General features: G+C 36.2%; 1 protein-coding gene and 1 pseudogene. Both read right to left on the bottom strand.

Features of this window, described 5'->3' with window-relative positions:
• A pseudogene (locus SB658_RS23725) lies at positions 1–156 on the bottom strand (GTP-sensing pleiotropic transcriptional regulator CodY); the annotation flags it as partial.
• Positions 157–190: 34 nt separating this feature from the next.
• On the bottom strand, positions 191–276 hold an 86-nt coding region (locus tag SB658_RS23720; protein ID WP_410602762.1), incomplete at its 5' end, for a hypothetical protein.

The raw sequence follows: 276 nt of genomic DNA, 5'->3' as shown, positions 1-276 counted from the left end.
CGAGTAGCCTAGAAGCTTCCCTCTTCTGCTTAATACGAAAATGTTTGAATCAATGACATCTCTCAATGTTTCTGCCATTTCCTTAAAATTAACTGGTTTCCCCGCTGCATCTTGCAGCATTGAGTTAATAATCCTTGTTTTTTGTAGTAACGCCATGTTAATGATCCTCCTAGATTACTTTATTCATTTGTTAAAGTATAAATTGACTTAAGTCTTTGTTATTTGCAATCTTTCCTAGCTTCTCTTCTACATACTGAGGGGTAATGGTCACTGTCC

The organism is Bacillus sp. SIMBA_008, from assembly GCF_046535495.1.
Classification (GTDB): Bacteria; Bacillota; Bacilli; order Bacillales; family Bacillaceae; genus Bacillus; species Bacillus subtilis.
This window is presented reverse-complemented; position numbering and strand designations above follow the sequence as displayed.